This is a genomic window from Streptomyces profundus (assembly GCF_020740535.1).
Taxonomy (GTDB): Bacteria; Actinomycetota; Actinomycetes; order Streptomycetales; family Streptomycetaceae; genus Streptomyces; species Streptomyces profundus.
In genome coordinates, this window is sequence record NZ_CP082362.1 from 2,163,831 (window position 1) to 2,190,379 (window position 26,549).

General features: G+C 71.6%; 20 protein-coding genes. 9 read left to right on the forward strand and 11 right to left on the reverse strand.

Annotated elements, in window-relative coordinates; all coding sequences use genetic code 11:
• Positions 1-25: 25 nt before the first annotated feature.
• The 5 genes from K4G22_RS09315 to K4G22_RS09335 form a co-directional block, all read right to left on the reverse strand.
• Complete coding sequence (locus K4G22_RS09315; RefSeq protein ID WP_228079415.1) at positions 26-1,015, reverse strand: ABC transporter permease; 990 nt, start codon at positions 1,013-1,015, stop codon at positions 26-28.
• On the reverse strand, positions 1,008-1,937 hold the full coding sequence (locus K4G22_RS09320) for an ABC transporter permease (RefSeq protein WP_228079416.1): 930 nt from the start codon (positions 1,935-1,937) through the stop codon (positions 1,008-1,010). Before K4G22_RS09320 ends, K4G22_RS09315 begins: the two co-directional genes overlap by 8 nt.
• Before the next feature lie 90 nt (positions 1,938-2,027).
• A complete protein-coding gene (locus K4G22_RS09325) occupies positions 2,028-3,656 on the reverse strand; it encodes a peptide ABC transporter substrate-binding protein (protein ID WP_228079417.1) in 1,629 nt (542 codons plus the stop codon).
• A 376-nt stretch (positions 3,657-4,032) separates the two neighbouring features.
• The gene (gene typA, locus K4G22_RS09330; protein WP_228084015.1) at positions 4,033-5,901 is read right to left on the reverse strand and encodes a translational GTPase TypA; all 1,869 of its coding nucleotides are present in this window, start codon (positions 5,899-5,901) and stop codon (positions 4,033-4,035) included.
• Positions 5,902-7,138: 1,237 nt separating this feature from the next.
• Positions 7,139-8,080, reverse strand: a complete 942-nt coding sequence (locus K4G22_RS09335; RefSeq protein ID WP_228079418.1) for an SDR family oxidoreductase — start codon at positions 8,078-8,080, stop codon at positions 7,139-7,141.
• 228 nt (positions 8,081-8,308) lie between these two features.
• Here K4G22_RS09335 and K4G22_RS09340 point away from each other — a divergent pair, with 228 nt between their 5' ends.
• Positions 8,309-9,151: a helix-turn-helix transcriptional regulator gene (locus K4G22_RS09340; RefSeq protein WP_228084016.1), complete on the forward strand. Its 843-nt coding sequence runs from the start codon at positions 8,309-8,311 to the stop codon at positions 9,149-9,151.
• Between the two features lie 11 nt (positions 9,152-9,162).
• Here the strand turns inward: K4G22_RS09340 and K4G22_RS09345 are convergent, their stop codons facing one another.
• On the reverse strand, positions 9,163-11,541 hold the full coding sequence (locus K4G22_RS09345) for an ABC transporter family substrate-binding protein (protein ID WP_228079419.1): 2,379 nt from the start codon (positions 11,539-11,541) through the stop codon (positions 9,163-9,165).
• Positions 11,542-11,797: 256 nt separating this feature from the next.
• Here K4G22_RS09345 and K4G22_RS09350 point away from each other — a divergent pair, with 256 nt between their 5' ends.
• From K4G22_RS09350 to K4G22_RS09375, 6 genes are all read left to right on the forward strand, one after another.
• Positions 11,798-12,094, forward strand: a complete 297-nt coding sequence (locus K4G22_RS09350) for a hypothetical protein (protein ID WP_425336638.1) — start codon at positions 11,798-11,800, stop codon at positions 12,092-12,094.
• A gap of 66 nt (positions 12,095-12,160) precedes the next feature.
• On the forward strand, positions 12,161-12,964 hold the full coding sequence (locus tag K4G22_RS09355) for a hypothetical protein (protein ID WP_228079420.1): 804 nt from the start codon (positions 12,161-12,163) through the stop codon (positions 12,962-12,964).
• Positions 12,965-13,014: 50 nt separating this feature from the next.
• Entirely contained in the window at positions 13,015-14,940 is a 1,926-nt protein-coding gene (locus K4G22_RS09360; protein WP_228079421.1) for a fumarate reductase/succinate dehydrogenase flavoprotein subunit, read from the forward strand.
• A gap of 29 nt (positions 14,941-14,969) precedes the next feature.
• On the forward strand, positions 14,970-15,785 hold the full coding sequence (locus K4G22_RS09365; RefSeq protein WP_228084018.1) for a succinate dehydrogenase/fumarate reductase iron-sulfur subunit: 816 nt from the start codon (positions 14,970-14,972) through the stop codon (positions 15,783-15,785).
• 135 nt (positions 15,786-15,920) lie between these two features.
• On the forward strand, positions 15,921-16,157 hold the full coding sequence (locus K4G22_RS09370) for an SPOR domain-containing protein (RefSeq protein ID WP_228079422.1): 237 nt from the start codon (positions 15,921-15,923) through the stop codon (positions 16,155-16,157).
• A gap of 86 nt (positions 16,158-16,243) precedes the next feature.
• Positions 16,244-18,721 (forward strand): SpoIIE family protein phosphatase, encoded by a 2,478-nt coding sequence (locus K4G22_RS09375; protein ID WP_228079423.1) that lies wholly within the window; start codon positions 16,244-16,246, stop codon positions 18,719-18,721.
• Positions 18,722-18,746: 25 nt separating this feature from the next.
• On the opposite strand, the gene K4G22_RS09380 is transcribed toward K4G22_RS09375, so the two are convergent.
• The 3 genes from K4G22_RS09380 to K4G22_RS09390 form a co-directional block, all read right to left on the reverse strand.
• Positions 18,747-20,117 (reverse strand): FtsX-like permease family protein, encoded by a 1,371-nt coding sequence (locus tag K4G22_RS09380; protein WP_228079424.1) that lies wholly within the window; start codon positions 20,115-20,117, stop codon positions 18,747-18,749.
• 10 nt (positions 20,118-20,127) lie between these two features.
• The gene (locus K4G22_RS09385) at positions 20,128-20,937 is read right to left on the reverse strand and encodes an ABC transporter ATP-binding protein (RefSeq protein WP_228079425.1); all 810 of its coding nucleotides are present in this window, start codon (positions 20,935-20,937) and stop codon (positions 20,128-20,130) included.
• A 144-nt stretch (positions 20,938-21,081) separates the two neighbouring features.
• A complete protein-coding gene (locus K4G22_RS09390; protein WP_228079426.1) occupies positions 21,082-21,834 on the reverse strand; it encodes a GntR family transcriptional regulator in 753 nt (250 codons plus the stop codon).
• Between the two features lie 219 nt (positions 21,835-22,053).
• On the opposite strand from K4G22_RS09390, the gene K4G22_RS09395 reads away from it, so the two are divergent.
• Positions 22,054-22,698 carry an RNA polymerase sigma factor gene (locus K4G22_RS09395; RefSeq protein WP_228079427.1) on the forward strand — a complete coding sequence of 215 codons (645 nt, stop codon included), beginning with the start codon at positions 22,054-22,056 and terminating at the stop codon, positions 22,696-22,698.
• Entirely contained in the window at positions 22,688-23,800 is a 1,113-nt protein-coding gene (locus K4G22_RS09400) for a CU044_5270 family protein (RefSeq protein WP_228079428.1), read from the forward strand. The genes K4G22_RS09395 and K4G22_RS09400 overlap by 11 nt, the downstream gene beginning before the upstream one ends.
• Before the next feature lie 12 nt (positions 23,801-23,812).
• Here the strand turns inward: K4G22_RS09400 and K4G22_RS09405 are convergent, their stop codons facing one another.
• The gene (locus tag K4G22_RS09405) at positions 23,813-25,231 is read right to left on the reverse strand and encodes an ATP-binding protein (RefSeq protein ID WP_228079429.1); all 1,419 of its coding nucleotides are present in this window, start codon (positions 25,229-25,231) and stop codon (positions 23,813-23,815) included.
• A 75-nt stretch (positions 25,232-25,306) separates the two neighbouring features.
• A complete protein-coding gene (gene ychF, locus K4G22_RS09410; RefSeq protein WP_228079430.1) occupies positions 25,307-26,395 on the reverse strand; it encodes a redox-regulated ATPase YchF in 1,089 nt (362 codons plus the stop codon).
• Positions 26,396-26,549: the final 154 nt, after the last annotated feature.

Consider the following 26,549-nt stretch of genomic DNA (forward strand, 5'->3'; position numbering starts at 1 on the left):
CAATCGACACGCGCGTATCTCCAACTCAGCGCAGCTTGGGGTCGAGGGCGTCACGCACGGCGTCCCCCAGCATCAGGAAGGACAGGATGGTGATGCTCAGCAGGATCGACGGGTAGAGCAGCACATGGGGCGCCACCCGGATCTGCTGCCGCGCCCGGTTGATGTCGCCGCCCCAGGAGATCGCCGGGTCGGAGAGCCCGATGCCCAGGAAGGAGAGCACCGCCTCGGCCGTGATGTAGCCGCCGAGCGCGATCATCGCCACCACGATCACCGGCGCCGCCGCGTTGGGCAGCACATGCCGCAACAGGATGCGCCAGGTGCCCGCGCCCAGCGAACGGGCCGCCGTCACGTAGTCCGACTGTTTGATGGAGATCACCGAACCGCGCATCACCCTGGCGATCGTGGTCCAGCCCAGGAAGGCCAGGGCGAACGTCACCGTCCAGATGGTCCTGGTGTCGAACGACACCAGGATCACCATGCCGCCCAGCAGGAACGGGATGCCCATGAAGGTGTCGGTGATCCGGGAGAGCACCGCGTCCACCCAGCCGCCGAAGTAGCCGGCGATCATGCCGATCAGACCGCCGAAGATCAGCACCAGGCCGGTCACACAGATGCCGATGATGATCGACGCCCTGGCCCCGTAGATCATCCGCGCGTAGATGCTCTGACCCTGCTGGTTGTAGCCGAGCCACTCGGGCTGGAAGAAGTGGGTCAGCTCCGGCTTCTCCAGGTACTTGTTCTGGAGGTCGGCGGCGCGCGGGCTGACGCTGGTGAACCAGCCGGGGAAGGCGGCCATCACCAGCAGGAAGAGGATGATCACCGCCGCGATCAGGAAGGTCGGCTTGCGGACCAGGTCGTGGAGCGCGTCGGACAGGAGGCTCCGCGGCCTGCCGGGCACCGGCCCCGACTCGGCCATCACCGGCGGCTCGCCGTCGGCGGTGACCCCGACGTCGGCCTGCTTCGGCACCCCGGCCTTCAGGGACTTGCTTACCTCCGCGGCTTCGAACTCAGGCATAGCGAATCCTTGGGTCGAGGACCGCGTACAGCAGGTCGACGATCAACGTGACGACGAGGTAGACGAGGATGATGAAGGAGACGACTCCCACCACCGTCGCTCCCTCACGCGAGTTGAGGGCTTGGTAGACGGCCTGTCCGATGCCGTGGATGTTGAAGATGCCCTCGGTGACGATGGCGCCGGCGAAGAGGCTGCCGAGGTCCACGCCGAGGAAGGTGATCACGGGGATGAGGGAGTTGCGGAGCAGGTGCACCCGCACCGCGCGGGTCTTGGACAGGCCCTTGGCGCGAGCGGTCCGCATGTAGTCGGCGCGCTTGTTCTCCGCGATGGACGTGCGGGTCAACCGGGCCACATAGGCCAGCGACACGGACGCCAACACCACGGCTGGAAGCAGGAGTTGCGACCAGCTCTCGGAGTCCTGCACGTTCGGCTTGACCAGGCCCCAGCGGACCCCGAAGTAGGTCTGGTAGAGGTAACCGATCACGAAGACCGGCACCGAGATGAGCAGCAGGGTGCCGAAGAGGATGACCCGGTCGGTCTTGCCACCGGCCCGCAGCCCGGCGATCAGGCCCATGGAGACGCCCACGACCGCGGTGATCACGAAGGCGAGGACCGTGAGTCTGACGGTCGCGGGCAACGCGTCCGTGATCACGTCCCACACCGGGCGGCGGCTGGCTATCTGGGTGCCGAAGTCGCCCTGGACCAATCCGGTGAGGTAGTCCCAGTACTGCTTGAGAATGGGCTGATCGAGCCCGAGGCTCTCCTTCATCGCGGCCATCTGGGCCTCGTCCGGGGCGCGTTCGCCCCACAGAGCCCGAATCGGGTCACCGGGCAGGCTGTACATCATCATGAAGATGATGAACGTCGCACCGATGAACACCGGAATCATCTGGAGCAGTCGCCGCACGACATAGCGCCCCATGGTTCCTCCATGTAAGTCGGCGGAGCCGACGGGCCGCTCCGGTGACGGAGTGGCCCGTCGGCCCCCTTGCGCTGCTGGTCCGTACTGGCCTTACTTGACCGTGACTTCGGTCAGCAACGGCATGCCGGCGGTGTCGAAGGCGACGTTCTCCACGTTGTTGGAGTAGCCACCGTTGACGTTCTGGAACCACAGCGGGATGGCCGGCATCTCCTCCCAGAGGACCTGCTCGGCGTCCTGGTAGGCGGCGACGGTCTCCTCAAGCGAGGCGGCCTGGTCACCCTGCTCGAACAGCTCGTCCACCTCGGGGTTGTCGAAGCGACCGTAGTTGGTGGACGCCCGCGAGTGGTACAGCTCGCTCATGAAGTTGGCGTTCAGCGGGTAGTCGGCGAGCCAGCCACCGCGGTAGAAGGACTGCACCTCGTTGGCGGCACGCGCCTCCAGGTCGGTGTCGAAGTCCGGCTTGATGTCGAGCGTGCACTCGATGTCAAGGGCGTCGATGATGCTGTTGCAGACGGCCTCGGCCCACTCCTGGTGGCCACCGTCACCGTTGATCTGGAGCACCATCTCGTTGTTCGGGACGCCGCCACCGGCCTCGACCAGGTCGCGCGCGGCCTCCGGGTCGTACTCCGCGATGCCGCCGTCGGCACCCTCCTGGTAGCCCAGCACGCCGGGGGGCGCGAAGCTGTCGGCCGGGGTACGCGAACCGTTGAGCACGGTCTGCGTGATGGTGTCCCGGTCGATGGCCTTGGAGATGCCCTGGAGCACCTGCGGGTCAACGCCCTCCCAGTCGCCGTAGCTGACCGGGACGATCGTCTGGATGCCGTTGTACGCCTGGGTGATGGCGCGGTCGCCGAGGTCCTGCTCGTAGACCGGCAGGTCCTTCGGGTCCACCTGGCGGATGACGTCCAGGTTGTCCGAGATCAGGTCCTGGTAGGCCGCGTCGAGACCGGTGTAGGCGATGATCTCGATGCCGTCGTTCTTCGGGGCGTTGTCGCCCGCGTAGTCCGCGTACGTGCTCAGCTTGATGGACGTGTTGTGGTTCCACTCGTCCAGCTGGTACGGGCCGTTGCCGACCGGGGCCTCGCCGAAGCCCTCGGGGTCGTCGTAGAAGCTGTCGGGCAGCGGGGTGAACGGCGTGTAGCCGAGCTTGTAGTCGTAGTACGAGACCGGGTGCGAGAGAGCGATCTCGAAGGTCAGGTCGTCCACGACGGTCAGACCCGACATCTCCTCGCCGGTGGGCGAGCCCTCCTCCGGGTGCACGTCCTCGTAGCCGGCGATGTCGGCGAACCAGAAGCTCGACGACTGGTTGTTGTCGATGTTCGCGGCCCAGTTCCACGCGTTGACGTAGTGCTGGGCGGTGACGTCGGTGCCGTCGTGGAAGGTCCAACCGCTCTTCAGCGTGACCGTCCACGCCGTGGCGTCCTCGTTGGGCTCGATCGACTCGGCGGCGAGCATGTAGATCTCACCGTTCTCGTCGAACTCAAGGAGCTTCGAGAAGATGTTGTCCATCACCAGGCCGCCGTAGGCCTCGGTGGTGTCGGAGGGGATCAACGGGTTCTGCGGCTCACCACCGTCGACCCGGACGATGCCGCCCCCCGAGTTCCCGTCGGAAGCGCCATCGCTCGTCGAGTCGTCGTCGTCACTGCCACCACAGGCGGTCGCGGCAAGAGCCACGACTATCGCACTGGCGACCCATTTGGCGCTACGCGCACCACGCATGGGCTTTGCCTCCTTGGGAGTTCAATGTCACTACTTGAGAACCCCGGATCACGGAGACGTTCTACCCGCGTCACGCGCGTCCGGTTCGCAATGCCCACAACTATTGGGCATAAACCTCGCGCTAACCACCGCCCCCCCATTTCATTTTGATGAAGATGACAGGGGGATAGGGGTCAAAATCGGACAAAGCGCCCGACTGCCCTCTCCGTTATCCGGACCGATGTGACGTAAATCGCGCCCCATGGTCCGGATAACGGACGAGCCACCTCATAGCGGGCCAGAAAGTCGCTTGACATGACCGGCCCAATGTCGGCGATGCCCGCAATGTTCGGGCTCACTGACGCCTTCTCACCACCCCAACCTCACGGGCTCGGTGTCACTGCCGCTTGGCCCGCGCCGTCGCCCGGCCGCGCGCCCGCTGGTCCAGCGTCACCTTACGGATGCGCACCTCGGTCGGCGTCACCTCGACGCACTCGTCCTCGCGACAGAACTCCAGGGACTGCTCCAGCGAAAGCCGGCGCGGCGGCACCAGGTTCTCCGTGGTGTCGGAGGCCGCGGCGCGCATATTCGTGAGCTTCTTCTCCTTCGTGATGTTGACGTCCATGTCGTCGGAGCGGGAATTCTCCCCCACGATCATGCCCTCGTAGACCTCCGTGCCGGGCTCGACGAAGATCACGCCGCGCTCCTGGAGGTTCATCATCGCGTAGGGGGTGGTGACGCCGGGCCGGTCGGCCACCAGCGAACCGCTCTTGCGCGTGCGCAGCTCGCCCACCCAGGGCTCGTGCTTCTCGAAGATGCTGTGCGCGATGCCGGTGCCCCGCGTCTCCGTGAGGAACTCCGTGCGGAAGCCGATCAGCCCACGCGACGGCACCAGGAACTCCATGCGCACCCAGCCGGAGCCGTGGTTCGTCATCGTCTCCATATGGCCCTTGCGCGAGGCCATCAGCTGGGTGATGGCCCCCAGGTGCTCCTCGGGCGCGTCGATGGTCATCCGCTCGACCGGCTCGTGCACCTTCCCGTCGATCTCCCGGGTGACCACCTCGGGCTTGCCCACGGTCAGCTCGAAGCCCTCCCGGCGCATCGTCTCCACCAGGATGGCCAGCGCCAACTCACCGCGGCCCTGCACCTCCCAGGCGTCGGGCCGCTCCGTCGGCAGCACCCGCAGCGAGACGTTGCCGACCAGCTCACGGTCCAGCCGGTCCCTGACCAGGCGCGCCGTGACCTTGTGCCCCTTGCCGCCCCGGCCGACCAGCGGCGAGGTGTTGGTGCCGATGGTCATGGAGATCGCCGGCTCGTCGACGGTGATCAACGGCAGCGCCTCGGGCCGCTCCGGGTCGGCCAGGGTCTCGCCGATCATGATGTCCGGAATGCCGGCGACGGCACAGATGTCGCCCGGCTCGGCGACCTCGGCCGGCTTGCGGGTGAGCGCCTCCGTCATCATCAGCTCGGTGACCCGCACCAGGGACGAGGAGCCGTCCCGCTTCAGCCAGGCCACCGTCTGCCCCTTGCGGAGGCTGCCCTGCCGCACCCGGCAGAGCGCGATCCGGCCCAGGAAGTTGTCCGCGTCCAGGTTGGTGACATGCGCCTGAAGCGGCGCGTCCTCCTCGTACACCGGCGCCGGCACCGACTCCAGCAGCGTGCTGAAGAACGGCTCCAGGCTGTCGCTGTCGTCCGGCACGGTGCCGTCGGCCGGCTGGGTCAGCGAGGCGACGCCGTCCCTGGCGCAGGCGTAGACGATCGGGAACTCGATCTGCTCCTCGTCCGCGTCCAGATCGAGGAAGAGGTCGTACGTCTCGTTCACCACGGCGGAGATCCGGGCGTCGGAGCGGTCCGTCTTGTTGATGCACAGGATCACCGGCAGCCGCGCCTGGAGCGCCTTGCGCAGCACGAACCGGGTCTGCGGCAGCGGCCCTTCGGAGGCGTCGACCAGCAGCACCACCGCGTCCACCATCGAGAGCCCTCGTTCCACCTCGCCACCGAAGTCGGCGTGGCCGGGCGTGTCGATGATGTTGATCACCACGGGGTCGCCACCGCCCTTGGGGTGGTAACGGACGGCGGTGTTCTTGGCGAGGATGGTGATGCCCTTCTCCCGCTCAAGATCCCCGGAGTCCATCATCCGGTCGTCCATGTGCTGGTGTGCGGCGAACGCCCCCGCCTGCCGGAGCATGGCGTCCACCAGCGTGGTCTTGCCGTGGTCGACGTGGGCGACGATGGCGACATTGCGAATGTCGTGGCGCGTAGGCATGGCTGGGCAGTTCTCCCGAGTTCGTGGCTGAGACGGCTCGGCAGACAAGGGCCATGCCCGGCGAACCGCTGGGCCCCCCAGCCCCGCACCAGACAGGCCGTGGCTCCGGCCTCGACAGCCATGGTACGGGGCGCGGTGCGCTTGCCGCGCGGGGCCGGGGGCGGGGCGGGGCAGCCCGGGGCGGGGCGGAGCGCTTGCCGCGCGGGCCGGGGCGGGGCGGCGAACGCAGGTACGGCCTCGGCCCGGCGCCGAACGGGACCGCTCCGGCGCGGAGCGCCGGGCGGCGGCGGTGGCCGGGCCACACAGGGCGGGCCCAGGCCACGCGGTACCGGCACGCTGCGCCGGGCGGCGGCACCGCCGGCCTAAGCCAAGCACTGCCCGCGCGAGGCCGCCAGGGGCACCCGCCAAGCGCCCGAGACCGTGACGGAACGCCCCGGGGCCCCGGCCACGCGAGCCGGGGCAGCGAACGCAGGCGAGCCGTCGGCCCGGCGCCGAACGGGACCTGGCTCCGGCGCGGGGCGCCGGGCGGCGGCGCCGCTGGCCTAGACCAAGCGCTGCCCGCGCGAGGCCGGCAGGGGCACCCGCCAAGCGCCCGAGGCCGTGGCGGAACGCCGCAGGGCCCCGGCCACGCGGGGCGGGGCGGAGCGGGGTGCGCTGCCCGCGAAGCGCTGCCCGCGCGGGGCGGGGCAGCGCGGGGCGGGGCGGAGCGCTTGCCGCGCGGACCCCGGCGGAGCGGGGCGGCGAACGCAGGCGCGGCCTCGGCCCGACGCCGAACAGGACCCGACCCCGGCGCGGAGCGCCGGGCCACACAGGGCGGGCCCAAGTCACGCGGTACCGGCACGCTGCGCCAGGCGGCGGCACCGCCGGCCTAGACCAAGCGCTGCCCGCGCGGGCCGGCAGGGGCACCCGCCAAGCGCCCGAGGCCGTGGCGGAACGCCCCGGGGCCCCGGCCACGCGGGCCGGGGGCGGGGCGGCGAGCCCCGACGCGGGGCGCCGGGCGGCGGCGGTGGCCGGGTCACACAGGCCGGCGCCACCGCAGGCTCGCCCGAAGCCCCCGCCGCGCGGGGCGGGGCGGGGCCGCGAACGCAGGCGAGCCGTCGGCCCGGCGCCGGACAGGACCTGGCTCCGGCGCGGGGCGGCGAACGCAGGTGCGGCCTCGGCCCGGCGCCGAACAGGACCGCTCCGGCGCGGAGCGGCGCCGTGCTGAGGGGGTGTGGCCTTGGCCGTCGCGCTGGGGCTACCCCCGGCGCGGGGCGCCGATCAGCTCCTCGGACACCCGCCAGACGCGCCGGGCCTCCTCCGTGGAGCGGAGCCGGCTGTACGGCTTCTGTTCTCCCGGCGGGCCGCCCATGTGCCCGGGCCCGCGGGGCCCGTAGAAGCCGCCGCGTTCGGCGTCGGGCGAGGTGGCGGCGTGGAGAGCGGGCAGCTGCGCGGTCCCCACGGTCCCGACGAGGACGCCCCGGGCCGAGAGGGCGCGGATCACCCGCACGCCCAGGGTGTCCCGGTCGCGGCTGATCTCCGAACGGGCGGCGAGCAGGCTCGTCGGAGCGATCCCCGGATGGGACAGGTTGCTGGTGATGCCCCAGCCGCCCGCCTCGCTGCGTCGATCCAGCTCAAGGCCGAAGAGCCCGAGCGCGATCTTCGACTGGCTGTAGGCGCGCATGCCCTGGTAGGAACGCTCCCAGTTCAGATCGTCCCAGTTGATGGCGTTGCGGTTGGCCGCGACGCTGATCTGCGAGGTCACCCGTGCGTGGCCGGCGCGCAGGAGGGGCAACAGGTGGGCGACGAGGGCGAAGTGGCCGAGATGGTTGGTGCCGAACTGTAGCTCGAACCCGTCCTCGGTCGTCTGGCGCTCGGGCGGTGTCATGACGCCGGCGTTGTTGACGAGGATATGGATGGGCCGGTCCTCCTCCAGCAGCGTCCGGCCCAGCGCCGCCACGGAGGCGAGCGAGGAGAGATCGAGCGCGCGCAGCGACACGTCCGCCGCCGGCGTGCGCCGCCGGATCTCGGCGAGAGCCGCCTCCCCCTTGCCCGCGTTGCGGACCGGCATGAGCACCTCGGCCCCCGCGGCGGCGAGCCGTGCCGCGATGCCGAGCCCGATGCCGTCGCTGGCCCCCGTGACGACGGCGCGCTTTCCGGAGAGGTCGGGCACGGTGATGTCGATGGTTCCACGTGACATGGATGCACTCCCTGAGAACGTCGTTGACTCCACGGTGGCGGGGATCGCCGGTGTTGTTCAGGGACTCTCGATCCGCTGATGGGCGAGCCGAGGCCACGTCGGACCGGGGCGGGATCCGGTGCACGGCCCAGGCAGTGTCAGCCGTCGTCGCCGGAAGGGGGGATCGGCGATCCGTGGTTGCCCCGGTGCGCGGGCGGTACAAAGGAGGGACCCCGAGTGAGGAGACCCGTGGAGATCGACCGGACCGGCCTGGCCGCGTTCCTCAGGCGCCGCCGAGAACTGCTCCAGCCGGAGGACGTCGGCCTCCCGCGCGGCCGGCGCCGCAGGACCAGCGGGTTGCGCCGCGAGGAGATCGCCGCGCTCTGCCATATGTCGACCGACTACTACGCGCGGCTCGAACGGGAACGCGGCCCCCAGCCGTCCGAGCAGATGATCGCCTCGATCGCCCAGGGCCTACGCCTCTCCCTCGACGAGCGGGACCACCTCTTCCGGCTCGCCGGCCAGGCCCCGCCCGTCCGGGGGACGGTCAGCGAGCACATCACCCCGGGGCTGCTCCGCATCCTCGACCGCCTGGACGACACCCCCGCCGAGATCGTCACCGAACTGGGCGAGACGCTGCGCCAGAGCCCGCTCGGCGTCGCACTCACCGGCGACACGACCCGGTACACCGGGCCGGCGCGCAGCGTCGGCTACCGCTGGTACACCGACCCGGCGACCCGCGCGCTCTACGCGCCGGCGGATCACCCGTTGCTCTCGCGGGTGTTCGCCTCCGGCCTGCGGGAGATCGCCACGCTGCGGGGGCCGGACTCGCGGGCGGCCCGCTATGTCGACCTGCTGCTGGAGAGGAGCGACGAGTTCCGGAGGCGCTGGGAGGAGCACGAGATCGGGGTCCGTCCGCACCACACCAAACGCTTCATCCACCCCGAGGTCGGCGAGCTGGAGCTGAACTGCCAGTCGCTGCTGGACCCGGACCAGTCGCACCGCCTCCTCGTCTACACGGCCGCCCCGGACACCGAGAGCCACGAGCGGCTGCGACTTCTCTCCGTCATCGGCCCGCGGACCCCGCACTGACCTTTCCGCTCTCAGGCGCGGAAGCCGATGTCCTGGAAGCGTGGGGTGGCGAGACCGAACGCGCCCACCCCGGCCAGGTCGCCGTTGACGGCGACCAGTTGGGGCCGCTGGTACAGCGGCAACGAGCCGGCCGCCGCCCAGATCCGGGCGTCCGCCTGATCCAGCAGCCGGTGGTACTCGCTCTCGTCCAACTCGCCCTTCGCCCGGTCCAACAGCTGGTCGATGTGGTCGGTGCCCATCCGGGCGTAGTTCTGCTCGATCAGCAGCTGTCCGCCGGGGAGGGACTGCGGCTTGCTGAACACCGGTGTCGCGTCGGTCGCGGGGAACGCGGACGCCGGCCAGGAGTAGAGCGCCAGATCGAAGGCGCCGGGGACGACGTATCCGTCGAAGAACTCCGCCGCTGGCGCCTCGATGAACTCCGTGCCGATCCCGACGGCCGACAGCATCGCCGCGATCCGCCGGGCCACCTGCCGCAGCGGCTCGGCGTCGGTGCCGTCCGGCACCACGAACCGGAGGCTGAGCGCCTCCCCGTCCTTCCCCCGCACCGGCGCCTCCGCCGCCACCGCCATCCGCGCGGCCTCCCGCGACGCCTCCTCGGCGGCGTCCTGGGCGGACGACCCGGAGACGGCGGTGGCCGCGCCAACCGTGCCGGCCATGGCCACGCCGCCACCGGCGGCAAGGGCCGCGCCCCGGGCGGACGGCCCCGACGGAGACGTGGCCGCGCCGGCCGCGCCGGAGGCCGTCGCGGCCGAACCGCCGGAGGCGACCGCGTCGGGGGCGGGCGAGGTGAGGAAGGAGGCCGCCTGGTGGAGGAGGGCGGCGCGTTGGTGGGCGGCGGGGAGGCGGGGGCTGAGAGGTTGGGCCGCCGTGGTGGGGGACGCGGCCGACTTGCCGTCGGTGGTCGGGTCCTCGGGGCCGGGGGCCTGGTGGCGCCAGCCGGCCTCGTCGAGCAGGTCGGCCGGCTGGCGGGCGCCCGCGCCGCCGATCGCCTCGCTGTTGTCCTGGTACTCGTGTTGGCCCAGCACTCGCACATGGCTGCCGAGTGGCCGTACCGGCAGGCTCGCCGGACCATGCACGTCCTTGGCCAGTTTCTCGCGGTCGAGTGCGCGGGCGACGGCCCAGCGGACCTGCTCGTCCGCCAGCAGTTCCGAGCTGCCGTTCAGGGTGAGTTGGGTGTAGCTGGGGTGGTAGGCGCGATGCGTGGTGAAGCCGCTCAGCTGTTCCCTGAGTGCCTCCTCGCGGGTCGCGAAGGTGCGTTCCCTCGTCTGCTCGGCACGAGCCACGGCCGCCGCGTAGCGTTGGTCGGCCGCCTCGCTGTCGGGGGTGCCGCTGAGTCGGGCGGTGGCCATCTCGTGGAGCGCGTCCAGCGCCGTCGAGGGGCCCTGGGCGGCGGCCAGGTCGTTCTCCCCCAGGCCCTCGCCCTTGCCGTCGTCGCCCTTGCCGTCGTCGCCCTGGTCGGTGCGGGCCGCGTCGATGCGGTCGGCGTCGGCGGGGGTGACCTCGGCGATGTCCACCGTTCCGTCCAGCAGCGCGGCCCCGCGCTGCGCGCGAGGGACGGTGGTGAGGACGAGTTCGTCCAGCAGGGCGGGGTCTCCCCACCAGGCGTCGTCGCGGGCCAGGGTGACGGTGCCGGCGTCCTGGTCCATCGACTCGATCAGGAACGGGCCGGCGGAGGTGGGGAGTTCGGTGCGCAGGCCCTCGTTGAAGCGTTCGGGGTCGCCGGTCACCTCGGCGGGGTAGAGCGGGCTGAAGAGGGAGCGCCACTCGGCGTAGGGCTGGGCGAAGGTGACCACCACCTGGTGGGGTTCGGGGCCCTGGGCGATCTTCTCGACGCGGTCGTAGCCCTGGGCGCGGGCGGACCAGTAGGCGTGGTCGTCGCCTTTGAGTGCCTCCCACTGGGCGATGAAGTCGTCCACCGTGAGGGGTTCGCCGCTGTTCCAGGTGGCATCGGGGTGCAGTGTGTAGACCACCTGCTGCTTGGGTTCCCTGGTGGTGATCTCCGCGGAGCGCAGATAGTCGGGGTTGCGCTGGGGCTGGCCCTGGGCGTCGATGGTGAAGAGGGTCGGCAGGGTGGCGGCGGCGATCTGTTCGGTGATCTCGTCGGCCTCGTACTGGAAGGCGTTGAGGGTGGTGGGGAGCCGGTCGATGGCCCAGCCGGCGGTGCCGCCCTGGCGGAGCGCGCCGCGTTGGGCGGTGGCCACCGACTGGGCGGCGTCGTCGGCGAGCGCGTCGGGGGTGGAGCCGCCGCCGCAGCCGGCCAGCGCGGGGACGAGGAGCGCGCCGGTGGTGAGCGCCGCGATCCATGGTGCGGCGCGTGGGCGCGGGGCGCGCCCCGTCGGGTGGTCGCCCCATCCGGTCCCGTGCTCGGTTCCCGCGCAGACGCCTGCCATCGATTGTCCCTCCGACCCACCGGGCGTGATCCGCTTACCCGTTCATCACACGTATCTGCCACTCAAGGCGACCGCACCCGAAGGACCACGACGACACGGCGTCAAACCGCGTCGAACCGTGCCGAGACCACCCGCCCGGCCCACCGCTGAGCACGCGGTGACGGGCCGTCCGATCAACGCCTCACGCCCCCTTCCCAATCCGCTGTGGCACGCGTCACACTCGAAACCGGCGATGCACCACCAACGGAGGTGGCACGTGAGGTTGCCGCATGAGGACATGCGCGCCGCACAGCGCTGTATTGACCAGCTGTCCCACCACATCGGCCGGCTGGAACGGCGGTTCGGCCGCGGTCTGGAGACGCGCAGGCTGCGCACGGACGCGGATCACCTGCGGGAGGGGCTGGCCCTGCTGGCCATGGCCACCGCCGGGAAGCCCCCCGTACCACCCGCGCCCGAGCCGATCGAGATCCCCGAGGCGCCGTACGACCGGCGGCTCTGGCACGACGCCGACGACGAAGGGCTTGGCACCAGGCACGGCCCTGGCCGCCCCTGACCCGCACGCCGCCGAGGGCACGGCGCCGCACCGTACCCGCCCCGACGAGCTTTACGGAGAGTTCTCGTGGCCACCGAAACCGAACCCAGCGCTCCCCCGAGCCGGGCCGCCATCGGCCGTCGCCATCTGCGCACGGACCGGTGGTGGCTGGCGCCGGCGGCGACCGCGCTCGGACTGCTGACCTTTGTCGTCTACGCGACCTGGCGCGCCTTCTCGGACGCCGACTACTACGCGGCACCCTATGTCTCCCCCTTCTACTCCCCGTGCCTCGCCGAACGCTGCGAGCCGATGCGCGACGGTCCCAACTGGGCGCTGTTCGGGGACTGGTGGCCGCTCTCCCCCGCGCTGATCTTCCTGGCCCTGCCCCTGGGGTTCCGGATCACCTGCTACTACTACCGCAAGGCGTACTACCGCTCGGTCTGGGCCTCGCCGCCCGCCTGCGGGGTGGCCGAGCCGCACCGCTCCTACTCGGGGGAGCGCCGGTTCCCGCTGATCGTCAACAACGCGCACCGGTACTTCTTCTACGCCTCGGCCGGGATCGCGCTGCTGCTCACCTATGACACCGTGCTCGGCTTCCGGGACGCCGACTACGCGTGGGGTCATATGGGCCTCGGCACGGTGTTGTTCCTGGTCAACATCGTGCTGGTGTGGGGCTACACGCTCTCCTGCCACTCCTGCCGGCACATCATGGGCGGCCGGCTGCGGAGCTTCTCCCGCCATCCGGTGCGCTACCGGCTGTGGGACTGGATCAGCCGGCTGAACGGGCACCACATGCTGCTGGCCTGGGCCTCGCTGACCAGTCTCGGGCTGACCGACCTCTATGTGTATCTGCTGGCCACGGACGTGTTCACCGATCCGCAGCTGTTCTAGCCGACCGGCTCAGGCGCCGGTCCGGATCCGACGAGGAGAGGGTGACGAGGGTGAGCACCGTGGCACGAGAGTCCTGGGACGTGGTGGTGGTCGGCGCCGGGGGCGCCGGACTGCGGGCGGCGATCGAGGCGCGGGAGCAGGGCCTGCGCACGGCGGTGATCTGCAAGTCGCTGTTCGGCAAGGCGCACACCGTGATGGCCGAGGGCGGCATCGCGGCCAGCATGGGCAACGTCAACGCCCGCGACAGCTGGGCGACGCACTTCCGCGACACCATGCGGGGCGGCAAGTTCCTCAACCACTGGCGGATGGCCGAGCTGCACGCCAGGGAAGCCCCCGACCGCGTCTGGGAGTTGGAGACCTGGGGCGCGCTCTTCGACCGCACGGCGGACGGGCGGATCTCGCAGCGCAACTTCGGCGGCCACGAGTACCCGAGGCTGGCGCATGTCGGGGACCGCACCGGCCTTGAGCTGATCCGCACGCTCCAACAGCGGGTGGTGGCCCTGCAACAGGAGGACTTCCGGGAGACAGGGGACCACGAGGCCCGACTGCGGATCTTCCAGGAGTGCACGGTGACCCGGGTGCTGACCGAGCACGGCGGTCCGGGCGAGCGGGTCGCCGGGGTCTTCGGCTACCAGCGCGAGTCCGGCACGTTCCTGGTGCTCGACGCCCCGTCGGTGGTGCTGGCCACCGGGGGCATCGGCAAGTCGTTCAAGGTGACCTCCAACTCCTGGGAGTACACGGGGGACGGGCACGCGCTGGCGCTGCTGGCCGGGGCGCCGCTGGTGAACATGGAGTTCGTCCAGTTCCACCCGACCGGGATGGTCTGGCCGCCGTCGGTGAAGGGCATCCTGGTCACCGAGTCGGTGCGCGGCGACGGCGGGGTGCTGCGGAACAGCGACGGCCGGCGCTTCATGTTCGACTACGTCCCCGAGGTGTTCCGCGCCCAGTACGCGCGGGACGAGGCCGAGGCGGACGGCTGGTACGACGATCCGGAGCGCAATCGCCGCCCGCCCGAGCTGCTCCCGCGCGACGAGGTGGCGCGGGCGATCAACGCCGAGGTGAAGGCGGGCCGGGGCAGCCCGCACGGCGGGGTGTTCCTCGACGTCTCCTCGCGACTGCCGGCGGCCGAGATCATCCGCCGACTGCCGTCCATGCACCACCAGTTCAAGCAGCTCGCCGACGTGGACATCACCCGGGAGCCGATGGAGGTCGGCCCCACCTGCCACTACGTGATGGGCGGCGTCGACGTCGACCCGGACACCACGGCCGCCACGGGGGTGCCGGGGCTCTTCGCGGCCGGCGAGGTGGCCGGCGGCATGCACGGCTCCAACCGGCTGGGCGGCAACTCCCTCTCCGACCTGCTGGTGTTCGGCCGCCGCGCCGGGCTGCACGCGGCGCTGCACGCCGCTGGCCTCGCCGCCGAGCGCCGGCCGCTGGCGGCGCGGGCCCAGCTGGACGCCGCCGCGGCCGAGGCGCTGCGCCCGTTCGGCGCGACGGACGACACGGCGGACGGGGCCCACGCGGCGGAGAACCCGTACGCCATCCACCAGGAGTTGCAACAGACCATGAACGACCTGGTCGGCATCATCCGCAGGGAGGCGGAGATGACCGACGCGCTGGAGCGCCTCAGCGCCCTCAGCGAACGCGCCGGACGAGTCGTCGTCGAGGGCCACCGGCAGTACAATCCGGGCTGGCATCTGGCCCTCGACCTGCGGAACATGCTGCTGGTCAGCGAGTGCGTGGCGCTGGCCGCCCGGGAGCGCACCGAGTCCAGGGGCGGGCACACCAGGGACGACCACCCGGCGATGGACCCGGACTGGCGCCGCGTCAACCTGCTGTGCCAACTGCCGGCCGCCGGGGCCGGCGTCCGCCTCTCCCGCCGCGCGCTGCCGCCCATCCGAGCCGATCTGCTCGCCCTGTTCGAGGAGGACGAGCTGTCCAAGTACCTGACGGACGAGGAGCTGAGGACGCCGTGAGCGAAGGGCCGAACGACGAGGCGGGCGAGATGGCGGGCGAAGAAGCGGGCGAGAGGCAGGCCGATGGCGGCGCCGGCCGGCCCGCCCGGCTGCGGATCTGGCGTGGGGACGGGCCGTCCGGCGAGCTGGTGGACTTCACCGTGGCGGCGTACGAGGGCGAGGTGGTGCTCGACCTGATCCACCGGCTACAGGCCACCCAGGCGCCCGACCTGGCGGTGCGCTGGAACTGCAAGGCGGGCAAGTGCGGCTCGTGCTCCGCCGAGATCAACGGCCGCCCCAGGCTGCTGTGCATGACACGGATGTCGCTCTTCGACCCCGGGGAGACGTTGACCGTCACCCCGATGCGGACCTTCCCCGTGGTGCGGGATCTGGTCACGGATGTGAGCTTCAACTACACCAAGGCCAGGGAGATCCCGGCCTTCGTCCCCCCGGCCGACCTCGGGCCCGGTGAGTACCGGATGCGACAGGAGGACGTGGCCCGTTCGCAGGAGTTCCGCAAGTGCATCGAGTGCTTCCTGTGTCAGGACGTCTGCCATGTGGTGCGCGACCACGAGGAGAACAAGGAGGCGTTCGCCGGCCCTCGTTTCCTGATGCGCGCGGCCGAACTGGAGATGCATCCGCTGGACGAGGCGGAACGTCAGGGTCTGGACCGCGCCGATTCGGCGGCGGAGGAGCACGGCCTCGGCTTCTGCAACATCACCAGGTGCTGCACCGATGTCTGCCCCGAGTCCATCAGGATCACCGACAACGCCCTGATCCCGCTGAAGGAGCGGGTGGTGGACCGCCGCTACGACCCGCTGGTCTGGCTCGGCTCGCGGATTCGGCGCCGGAAGAGGAACGACTGAACCGGCTCACCGAAACGGCGCACAGGGGGTGCATATTGTGTGCGCCGGCGCATAACACCAACGCTATGGCCTGATCCGTGTGCGCTGGGTAAGGCGCTGGCGTAAGGTCTGGCATATGCGGAGGTGGGGTGAGTGATGAACGGCAGCAACCTGCACCCCTGGCAGGTGATCCGTCAGGACAAGAACGGCAGCCGCTACCGAATAGGCCACTGCGCCACCAGGGCGGAGGCCCAGCGGCTCATCAAACGACTACGCCCGGAGGGCACGGCCATCGAGGCCGAGCCGATCCCGGCCGAGATGGAAGCGCGCTATCTCGTGGAGCGGGTCGAGCGAGCCGCGCGCGTCGAGGCCGGAGGGCGCGGGCGCCGCTGACCCCATGCACAATCGGGTATAAGGGATATTCAGCCCTGCTTCGCCGGACCCGGCCGGTGAAGGCACCCGACGGGGGACATGGAGCCTTGCGCACAGAACCTGCCCGCCCGGGAGGCCGGCTCAGGGCCTCCCCAGGCGGGGCGAGTCAACACTCACTGCTGGACGTGCTGCGGGTCGGTTTCCTGATGCTGGACTCCGCGGACCGGATCGTGCTGTGGAGCCCGTCGCTCGACGATATCCTCGGCCGCTCCCAGCGGGAGACCGTCGGCACCCGGCTGGCCGAACTCCTGGCCCCCGACGGGGAGTCGGGGTCCTTGCTCACCCATCGCGGCGTGCTGGCCGAGGGCGGCTGGCGCGGCGTGCTGCCGCTGCGCCACCGGGACGGCCGGACCGTCGCGCTCGACTGCCGGGCCAGCCCGCTGAGGGATGCCGACGACACCCCGCTCATTCTGGCCAATCTCGTCGAAGTCGACCGGCTCAGGGGCGTCGAGCAGGACCTGGCCGCCCTCGACGGGCTGTTCACCGCCTCCCCGCTCGGCGTCGCCATCTTCGACACGTCGCTGCGCTATGTCCGGGTCAACGACGCGCTGCTCCGGCTGCACTCCGTCGGCGACCAGGACCTGCGGGGCAGGACCGTGCTCGACGTGCTGCCCAAGCCCGCCTCCCAGGAGCTGTATCGCCTCCAGCAGGAGGTGCTGGACACCGGCCAGTCCGTGATCGACCTGGTCACCTCGTCCCCCAGCGGCGACGGCGCGCTCTCCGTCTCGCTCGGCCGCCTGACGGACCGGACGGGCGAGCCGCTGGGCATCGGCTGCACCGTGATGGACATCAGCGACCGCCGGGAGGCGCTGGCCAAGATCGAGCGGGCCCGGCAGCGGCTGGCCCTGCTCAACGACGTCGGCAACGCCCTCGGCGACCTGCTGGACGTGCGCAGGATCGCGGAGACGCTGGCCCGTCAGCTGGTCCCCAGGTTCGGCGACTTCTCCAGCGTGCTGCTGCTCGCCTCCCTCGTCGAGGGCGGCGAGCCCGAGCCCGTCGAGGATCTCGACGCGGTGCGGCTGGTCCAGCTGGGCGTCGCCGCCAAACGCCACACCCCGGACGTCGACAGGCTGCTGGGGGTCGGCTACACCATGGCCTTCGTGCCCAGCCCGATCCTCGCCTCGGTACTGGCCCACGGCTCCCCCCATCTCGCCGAGAACCAGGACACCCTGACCGAGGGCCAGCCCGACGACTCGCCGATGGCCGAGTCCGTCCGCGGCCTCGGCATCCACTCCATGCTGACCGTGCCGCTGCGCGCCCGGGGCACCACCCTCGGCCTGCTGCTGATCAGCCGCGCCGAGCGACGCAACGCGTTCGACCGCGAGGATCTGGCGCTGGCCACCGAGACGGGCACCCGCGCGGCGATCTCCCTGGACAACGCCCGCCTCTACGCCAGGGAACGCGAGGGCGCGCTGATGCTCCAGCGCAGCCTCCTGCCCCAGTGGCTGCCGGAGCTCCCCGGTGTCACGGTGAGCCACCGCTATGTGCCCAGCGCCAGCGGCGCCGAGATCGGCGGGGACTGGTTCGACGTGATCCCGCTGGCCGGCGGGCGGATGGCCTTTGTGATCGGCGATGTCACCGGGCACGGGCTGCGCGCCGCGGCCACCATGGGCCAACTGCGGACCGCCGTGCGCACCCTGGCCACCCTCGATCTGGCGCCGGCCGAGCTGCTGCGCCGCATCAACGACCTGGGCAAGGAGATCGCCCAGCACCCGGACGACCCGATGATGGCCACCTGCGCCTACGCCGTCTACGACCCCGCGACCCAGGTCTGCACCATCGCCAAGGCGGGCCATCTGCCGCCCGTGCTGGTCAGCCGCGACCCGGACACGGAACGCTGGCGCGCCGAGCCGCTTGAGCTGCCGTCCGGCATGCCGCTCGGGGTCGGCGCCCTGCCCTTCGAGGAGGCGCGCGTCGAGGTCCCCGAGGACACCCTGCTGGTGCTCTACACCGACGGCCTGATCGAGACCAGGGACGAGGACCTCGGCGTCGGGGTCGGCCGGCTGTGCGAGCTGCTGGAACGCATCTCAGGATCGGACGCCCCGCTCGGCCTGATCTGCGACCACCTGATCGGGGCGCTGCGCCCCAACGTCAAGGACCACGACTCGGACGACATCGCGCTGCTGATCGCCCGGCTCGGCGGCCTGCCGCCCGACCGGCTGGCCTCCTGGACGTTCCCCGCCGAGCGTCGGGTGGTGCGCGAGGCGCGCGGGGTGGTCGTCGAAACCCTGCGCGGCTGGGGCCTGGACGCGCTGATCGACCAGGCTGAACTGCTGGTCAGCGAGCTGGTCACCAACGCGGTGCGGCATGCGCACGGCCCGGTGGAGCTGCGGGTGGTGCGTGGCTCCACGCTGCTGATCGAGGTCACCGACCCGGTGCTCGACCCGCCACGCGAACGCGCGACCACCCCCGACGACGAGGGTGGTCGGGGGCTCTCGCTGGTCTCCCGGGAGGCCCGCCGCTGGGGCACCAGGCGCGGCTCCGCAGGGAAGACCGTCTGGTTCGAGCTGACCACGGCGCCCTGAGCCATGGCCGGCGCTCGCCCCCGGCTCAGGCGGCCAACACCGCCTCCACCGCCGAGGAGCGACGGATCATCCGCCGCGCCGTGCCCACGCTGGCGACCAGCGTGACCAGTACGGCGAACCCCACCACCGCTCCGTGGATGCCCCAGACCACGCCGTCCGAAGGGAACCAGACGCCGGCCCGCGCATGGCTGAAGGGCACCAGCGCCGTCAGCGAGGCCAGCAGCCCGAAGAACACCCCCGCGCCCGCGACCAGCACGGCCTCGGCCCCCACCATCCGCAGCACCTGCCCCGGCGTGGCGCCGGCCAGCCGCTGCTGGCCGAACTCCCGGCGGCGGAAGGCCGTCGCGGCGACCAGGGTGTTGACCAGCATGATGCAGCAGAAGGCGGCGATGATGCCGACCACCACGTAGTTCATGGTCTCCATCGTCTGGCTGTCCTCAAGCACCGCCGCGCCCTCGGCCTTGAGCTGGGCGTTCTCCACCCGCTGCATGGAGAGCGTGCCCGCCGTGACCGCGGTGAACAGCGTCACCGGCATCACCGCCCTGGCCAACTCCCCCGTGCGCCGGCGGACGTTGCTCACCGCCAGCTGGCCGCTGACGCCGGCCAGCAGCCGCACCACCCAGCCCAGCAGCAGCGTCGTCATCCGCAGCAGCACCGGCGAGAGCAGCGCCACCGTGATCGCGGCACCCACCACCCCGGGGCCGGCCGACATCATGACGTCCGTGCCCTCGCCGTCCATCACGGTCAGCGTGATCACGGCGGCCGTGGCCGTGGCGGCCAGCCCCAGCAGGGCGCCGATCCAGCGCCACCGCCCCATCAACGGGCCCGCGTCCCCGGCGCCGGCCGCGTCGACCATGGCCTCGACGGCCCGCATCCTGGTGGCCCGACGGGCCGTCAACAGGGCGCCGACCAGCGCCGCGATCATTCCGTTGGCCACTCCCATGGACACGGCGGCCGGGCCGAAGACGTACTCGATGCCGCCGTCGATCTGGTTGGTCTCCCGCAGGGCCGCGAAGAGCAGCCGCCCCAGCGGCATCGCCGCTGGGATCGCGAGCGCCACGGCGGCCAGCGCCAGCAGCAGCGTCTCCCCCACGATCAGCCGCCGCACCTGCCCCGGGGTGGCCCCCACACTCTTCAGCAGCGCCATCTCCCTGCCCCGCTGCCGGACCGTCAGCGACATGGTGGACACCACGGCGAAGATCACCAGCGCCAGGCCGTAGCCACCGACCACGAAGGCCATCGTCTCCAGCGTCTCGACGCTGGTGTCCGGCACTCCCGGCTCGCCCGCCGTGTCCAGCAGGGAGCCGAAGGCCATCACCATGGCCGCGCCGAAGAACACGGCGAGGAACCCCGCCACGAAGCCGCCTGGCCGCTTGGCCAGCGAACGCATCGCCATCAGCAACATCTCAGGCCCCCGCCGCGATCGTGTCGGCCACCTCGGCGGCGTCCCACGCGCCGAGCCTGGTCATCCGCTCGGCCACCGCCTCGGCGGTGGGCCGCGCCAGCGTGCCGACCAGGCGGCCGTCGGCGAGGAAGAGCACCTGGTCCGCGTAGGCGGCGGCCACCGGATCGTGCGTGACCATCACCACCGTGCGGCCATGGACCCGCACGACCTCGCCGAGCAGGCCCAGCACCTCGCGGGCGCTGCGGGTGTCCAGCGCCCCGGTGGGCTCGTCGGCGAAGATCACATCCGGCTCCGTCACCAACGCCCGCGCGATGGCGACGCGTTGCTGCTGGCCGCCGGAGAGCTGCGCGGGCAGATGCCGCAGCCGCTGGCCGAGGCCCAGCTGCTCCAGCGTGCGCACCGCCCGCTGGCGGTTGACCTTGCGGCCCGCCAGCCGCAGCGGGAGCGTGACGTTCTGTAGCACGGTGAGCGTGGGCAGCAGGTTGAACTGCTGGAAGATGAAGCCGATGCGCTGCCGGCGCAGCTTGGTCAGCTCCGCCTCGCCGCTGCCGACCAGCTCGGCGCCGGCCACCACGACCCGGCCGCTCGACGGCTGGTCGAGCCCGGCCGCGCACTGCAACAGCGTGCTCTTGCCGGAGCCGGACGGGCCCATCACCGCCGTGAAACTTCCGGTGGGCAGCGACAGCGTGACCCCGTCCAGCGCCTTGACCGCCGTGCCCTCGGCGCCGTGGCCGCCGTACACCCGGTGCACGGAGACCATCCGCAGCGCCTCGGCCGAACCGACCGCCCCCACGTCCGTTCCTCGGAACATCGCCCACTCCTCTGCTCAGACAACGCCCGTCCGCGCCGTCACCCCTGACGCTACGGAGCCGCGGGCGCCGCGACGATGGGGACGGACACCGGACCGGGGTGGCACTGACACCACCCCGCCGGGGACCGGCCGGGCACACCCCCCTCAGCGCACCGGCAGGTGATACGCGACGCGGAACCGATCGGCCGGCACCACCACATCCGCCGTCTCGACCGGCAGACAGCCGGCCCGGTAGGTGCGGCGGACGACCAGCACCGGATGCCCCGGCAGGCCGCCCAGCACCCTGGCCTCGGCGGCCAGCGCCGGCCTGGCCTCGACCTCCTCGGCGACGTTGTCGACGATCACATCGATCGCCGCCATCCGCTCCACCACCCCGCGCCCGGCCAGCGGCCCCTGCTCGGGCAGCACCACGGGCGTGCGCCCGGTGAGCCCCAGCGGCTCCCAGGAGGTGGAGACCATCGACGGCTCCGTGCCCACCCGGAACACATAGCGGGTGCACATCACCGGATCGCCGGGCTCAACCCGCAGCCGCTCGGCGATCCCCGGCGCTGCCTCGCCCCGCTCGCTCTGGGCCTCCCAGGTGCCGCGCACCCGCTCGTCGGCCTGCTCCTGCCGGAAGGGCGAGCACTCCCCCAGCGTGCGATATCCGCTGCGCGCGATGGTGCGCGGCACCGGGCGCTCCCGCACATAGGTGCCGGAGCCGGACCTCCCCTCGACCAGGCCCTCGGCCATGAGCACCTTCCTCGCCTCCAGCGCCACCGTGTCGGAGACCCCGTAGGAGGCCCGAATGCTGGCCTGCGAGGGGAGCCGGGTGTGTGGTGGCAGGCTGCCGTCGGTGATCTGCTGCCGAAGGTCGTCCGCGACCCGGAGATACGCGGGCTGTTCACCGAATGACACAGGCCCCTCCCACAGTTGCTTCCGCTTTATGCTGACAAACAGCAACAGCTTGACAACAGAAAGTTGCCAACCGCAAGAGACGGCCAGAGTTTCACCCGAAGTGATGACCGCCTCTCCGGCCGCCTCTCCGACCACGTCTCCAACCGCCTCTCCGGCCGCCCGCGAGATCGTGCGTGACGTCGAGGCCCGTGCGGACATCACAGAGGTGTGGACCCAACGATGCACGCACGCGTGCGCGCCGGCGATCCGGAGGCGTTCCGGGAACTGTTCCGCGCTCACGCACGGCTGATCCACCGCTATGCCCTGCGGGCGACCGGTGACACGACCCTGGCCGAGGACGTCGTCTCCCTGACGTTCCTGGAGGCCTGGCGCCTCCGCGACCGGTTCAGGGACGAGGGCCACGGCCCCCGGCCCTGGCTGATGGGGATCGCCCTCAACACCCTGCGCAACACCGCGCGTTCCAGGCGCCGCTATCAACACGTCCTGACCCGGCTGCCGAGCGATGAGGCCATGCCCGACATCGCCGACGAGGTGGTCGGGCGGATCACCGACGCCTCCCGGGTCGCCGCGGCCCGTCGCGCCCTGGACCGGCTGCGGCCCAAGGACCGCGAGGTCTTCATGCTCTGCGTCTGGTCCGGCCTCTCCCACGCCGAGGCCGCCGTGGCACTCGGCGTGCGCGAAGGCGCCGTCCGCACCCGGCTGTTCCGGGCCAGGGAACGGCTGCGGGCGCTCACCGACGAGGAGCTGACCACCGGGGCCCCGCGCGAGACCGCCGTGAAACGCCGCCCCGGAAGCGGACAAGGAACAGTTGACCGCCGGCTGACGGCGGTCCGGTCCGAGGAGGGAACATCCCGTGAAGCGTGACAAGGCGACACCCCGTCGCGAGGAGCTGGAGCGACTGCTCCCGGCGCCCGAGGTGGCGGCCCTCACGGAGGACCGCGCCCGAGTGCTGGAGGAGTTCGTGATGCGCGAGACGACCGAGACGACCGACGGGGCCGGCGCCGAACCGGCGACGGCCCGGCTCAGGGGGCGGCGGGCCCTGTGGGTGGCCATCCCGGTCGCGGCGGCCCTGGTGGGCGGCGCCGTGACCGCCGGTTCGCTGGCCGGGAACGGCGGCTCCGAGGCCCCCGCCCAGGCCGCGCCGGCCTCCCCGGCCCAACTGCTCGACCGGGTGGCGACCACGGCGGGCGAGCGGGGCACTCCGGTGCCGGACGCCGACCAGTACATCTACTCACGGGTGCTGCGGACCGTCTTCGAGTGGGAGGAGGAGCGCGCCCCCCTGGCCATGCCCGAGCAGCCGGACCCGGGCGGCCTCCCGTCGACCCCGGAGGTCCACGCCGAGGTGGTGGTCCCGACGGGGCCCACGGCGGTCGGCACGGCGGAGGTGGAGATCTGGATGTCCCCGGACGGCACCAGGGGCTGGTCGCACCACCTTGAGGGCGGCGTCCCCGGAGAAGGTCAGTCCCTCGACTCGGAGCCCTGGGAGCCGTATCTGGAGTCACCCACCTATGACTTCCTCACCACGCTGCCCACCGACGCCGACGGGCTGTTGGACCGGGTGTACGGGGAGTTCGGGGAGGGGGACGGGCTGACCGGGGAAGCCCTGGAACAGCGGGTGTTCGAAGGGCTCGGCGCCCTGGCGTTCTCCGATCTGCTGCCGCCAGGGCTCAAGGACGGCGTCTACGAGGCGCTGGGGCGGGTGCCGGGCATCGAACTGCTGGAGAACACCGAGGACATCGCGGGCCGCGCCGCGCTGGGCATGGCCCGCACCGACACCGGGACCGGCGCGCGGTCCGCCTACCTCTTCGCCCCGGAGACCTTCCACTACCTCGGATTCCAGAAGGTCCAGGTCGAGGAGCGCGACGGCGTCGAGGCCGGCACCGTCCTGGACGAGTACGCCCTGCTCGAACTGGGCGTGGTCGACGAACGGAAGCAGCGCCCCGGCCAGGGCGACGGCACGGCCTGACCCGTCCACCGCTCACAGCGGCCAGGCGGCCAGCAGATCGCCGGGGCCGTAGGCGGCGTCGAGCCCCGGGCAGTCGACTCCACCGCGCGAGACCGCCACGACGGGAACGGGTTGGTCGGTGAGGGCCGCCCGGTGCCGATGGAGGGCGGCCAGGTCGTGCCGGTCGAAGGGCGACCGCTCCAGCCACTTGACGGAGCCGACGAAGAGCAACTCCCTGGCGACGGGGGCGCGATCCGCACCGACGATGTCGATCTCGACGTCGTTGGTGCGGGTCCAGTAGCCACCGACGGCGGGCGCCGCGGGGAGTCGGTCGTCGGGCAGCGTCCGGGCGAGCGCCTCCCGGACGAGCGGCTCGATCGCCCGGCCGCGCCAGCTGGTCCAGCTCTCCCGGATCCGCGCCAGGGTCAGATCGCCCCGCCCCCGCTCGATCTCCTCCATGGACGGGCCGAGCAGGTACAGCCAGAACCTGAGGTACGGATCGGCCACCCGGTAGCGGCGATCCTTCGACGGACGCGGCGACACGGGCAGCTCCGCCGCGACGATCCGCTTGTCCGTGAGCAGTTCCAGCGCTCGCTGCAACGGCGTGGCGCCGATACCGCCGGCCGCGCGGGCGATGTTGGTGAAGGTCCGCTCGCCGCTTCCGATGGCCGCCAGCACCGTACGCGCCTGAGCCCGCGGGGGGAACTCGGCGGCCAGCGAGCGCTCGGCCGACACCAGCAGCGCCGAGACGGGATCGCTCAGCGCCTCGGCGAGGAAGTCCCACAGGCCCGCGCCTCGCGGCCACTCCGCGCAGATCAGCGGCAGGCCGCCGGTGACCAGCGCGGCGTCGAAGGCCGCCGCCGGTTCGAGACCGAGCATCCGCCCCACCTCGGCGGGGTTCAGCGGCCCCAGCACCATCTCCCGGCCGCGCTGGTGGAAGGGGCGTCCATAGCCGTTCAGAGCCTCCATCATCGACAGGTCGGAGCCGATGAGGACCAGCAGCACCGGCCTGGTCTCCAGCACCCGGTCCCAGGCCCGCTGAAGGGTCCCCTCGAAGGCGCCGCCGGCATCCATCAGATACGGCACCTCGTCGATGACCAGCACGCTCGCCCGGTCCGCCGGCAGCGCCGCGGCCAGCACGTCGAACGCGGCGTCCCAGCTCTCCGGCCGCGCGGCGGCCACCAGCCCCGCCAACGGCAGCGTCGACGCCTGGGCGTCCCTGGCCAGCCGCGCCAGATCGTCCCGGGGGGAGGCACCGGTCGCCGCGTAGAACAGGAACGGGGCGCCCGAGCGCTCAGCGAACCGCTCGACCAGCCGCGACTTGCCCACCCTGCGCCGCCCGCGCAACATCAGGCACCGCCCGGGCCGCTCCCCGCCGACCCCCGCCGCCACCTTCCGCAGCTCCCGCCCCAACGTCGCCAGCTCCTGCCGACGGCCCACGAAGTCCACCATGCCCGTCGACCTCCAGCCGCGACACTAACGACGATGTTACTAACATAGACGTTAGCGGAACGCCTCCGCCAGCCCTCACACGTTGAAGCGGAACTCCACCACGTCGCCGTCGCGCATCACGTAGTCCTTGCCCTCCATCCGGGCCCGGCCGCGGGCGCGGGCGTCGGTGACGGAGCCGGCTTCGACGAGGTCGTCGAACGAGATGACCTCCGCCTTGATGAAGCCCTTCTGGAAGTCGGTGTGGATCACGCCGGCGGCCTCGGGGGCGGTGGCGCCCTGCTTGATCGTCCAGGCCCTGGCCTCCTTGGGGCCGGCCGTGAGGTAGGTCTGGAGGCCGAGCGTGGCGAAGCCGACCCGGGCCAGGGTGGCGAGGCCCGGCTCGTCCTGACCGACGGTCTGGAGGAGTTCGAGCGCCTCGTCGTCCTCCAGCTCGGCGAGGTCCGCCTCCAGCTTGGCGTTGAGGAAGATCGCCTCGGCGGGCGCGACCAGCGCCCGCTGCTCCTCCTTGAACGCCTCGTCGGTCAGCTCGTCCTCGTCCACGTTGAAGAGGTAGAGGAACGGCTTGACCGTCAGCAGATGCAGCTCGCGGAGCGGCTCGGCGCGCTCGCCGCCCTGGGCGATGCCGGCCGCGAAGAGGGTGCGCCCCTCCTCCAGGATCGCCTGGGCCTCCTCCACCGCGCGGACCAGCGGCTGCTTGTCCTTCTTGACCCTGGCCTCCTTCTGGAGCCGGGGCAGCACCTTCTCGATGGTCTGGAGGTCGGCCAGGATCAGCTCGGTGTCGATCGTCTCGATATCGCTCTTGGGCGAGACCTTGCCATCCACATGGACCACGTTCTCGTCACGGAAGGCCCGGATCACCTGGCAAATCGCGTCGGACTCGCGGATGTTGGCGAGGAACTTGTTCCCCAGGCCCTCACCCTCGCTTGCGCCCCGCACGATCCCGGCGATGTCGACGAAGTCCACCGTGGCCGGGAGCACCCGCTGGGAGGAGAACACCTCGGCCAGCTTCTCAAGGCGGGGGTCGGGGACGCCGACCACGCCGATGTTGGGCTCGATGGTGGCGAACGGATAGTTGGCCGCGAGCACGTCGTTCTTGGTCAGGGCGTTGAACAGCGTGGACTTGCCGACGTTGGGCAGGCCGACGATTCCGATCGTGAGCGACACGTGAGACTTCCCGGAACGAGTGAGGGGTGGACGCGGCTCACCAGTCTACGGGCGCCCTCGGGACCACCCGCCGGGCGCGGTCATATCGACCGTTAAGCGTGTCCCGCCCGGCGTGGCCCCACCAGCGGCTTACGTTGGACCGGTGGAACACAGC